General features: G+C 49.6%; 1 protein-coding gene. It reads right to left on the minus strand.

Annotated features, from left to right (window positions below; genetic code table 11):
• Positions 1-1,424 (minus strand): DNA primase family protein (locus QUB63_RS34920; RefSeq protein WP_332949969.1); only part of this gene is annotated, 1,424 nt, incomplete at its 3' end.
• Positions 1,425-1,481: the final 57 nt, after the last annotated feature.

Below are 1,481 nucleotides of genomic sequence, written 5' to 3' on the forward strand. Positions count from 1 at the left end.
GACCCGTCACCGAATCCGTCACAGCGAGAATGGAGCTCACAGTCATAGGTTGGGATGTGCTCATCAGCCTTTGTCCGCAATCGGATTCCTTTAATGACTTTGCCAACTCTCGTATGGATTTTTTCGACTTGCCAGCCCAGAATCACACTTGCCAATTCAATTAGATTAGGGCTGAAATTTTTTACTGCCTGTGGCTTGTGTCCCTGGTCGGAACAGTAGAGGTCGTAAGCTTGGTAAAGAGAACCCTCAGCATAAGCAGAGTCTCCAATTGAAGTCTGCCCCAATGGGTCATAGATAAGTCTGTCGTTAAGGAATCCGGCAACGCTGTCCTCTCGAATTTTGTTCTCCCAACCCTGAAGGTTGATTTCTGGAATCTCAACGACACCCCGCAGGGTGCGTTCTACCCAAATATCGTCTAGCGACAGCAAATAGTTTGTAAATGCCGCCAGTTCAGGCTCAAAGGTACTGTCGAGGTCTCGGCGACTGCCTGCTGCCACTACAGCGTTAAACGGCACGGGGATAATACGGCGAGCCATGCCGCTAGAATTGTCCGAACCGAAAATGGGAAAGTTTGAAGCAACCGCTACCATGCCGCCAAACTTAAATTTGAAGGGCTTCTTGTTTTTTTCCTCAGCTCGTAGCCAGTCGCCCCCAGTTACTTGCTTGAACTTGCTAAGATGCCTCGCGCCTTTGTCTTCGTCGGGGAACAGCAGCAGGCGCTTCTCGTAAGCCTGAGCTACCTCAAACCGATTGTCGCTCCATTCATCCAAACTGCTGCTGTGCGTGTTTGCGATGCCGATTAGGGCGACAACTAAGCGGCAAAAACTGCCTTTACCGCTACCGCCGATACCGATAAGGTGCAAGGCTTTCTGAAGGTCAGCGCGTCCCTTTAAAACAGCGTTGCAGAAGGCTATCAACAGGTTTTTTACGTGCTGGTTCCCTTGGGTTGCAAAATCCAACCAGGCTTCAATTTTTTGCCAATCTGAAGCTACAGTGCAATGAGCGCGAGGCAACGTCCAAGTGAAGTGATACCCCGGCGAGTGAGGTAGCAGCTTGCCCGTAGCTATTTCTAAAGCCCCGTTTGTAAACGGAATTAAATCTGTGCGCGACTTCCACTGTCGCTCGATCAAGTTGTGTCGCAAGAAGCGTACCGTCGCCCCGATATAAGCTGGCGGCAGGTCAGTTAAACCTTTTGACTTGACTATTTGGTATATGACCGACTCAATATACTCATCAGTCTCGGGAGACCAAATCCCCGGGGAGTCAGCTTCGTAGCGATACCAGCAAAGGTTTGTATTGTTAAACCTCAGCCTGTTTCGGTAGTCCTCGGCAATTGCCCGCGCCATCGAGTCGGCACTGGGGAACTTTGTTTTTTTACTATCACCTGTGTCATGTGATTCAACCTCTACGGATCGTGCTTTCATCAGGATTGCCCTAAAAGCTTCAATCCCGTTTTTGTTGATGAAATCGTCCATACCTTT

It is taken from the genome of Microcoleus sp. ARI1-B5, from assembly GCF_036705795.1.
Taxonomy (GTDB): domain Bacteria; phylum Cyanobacteriota; class Cyanobacteriia; order Cyanobacteriales; family Microcoleaceae; genus Microcoleus.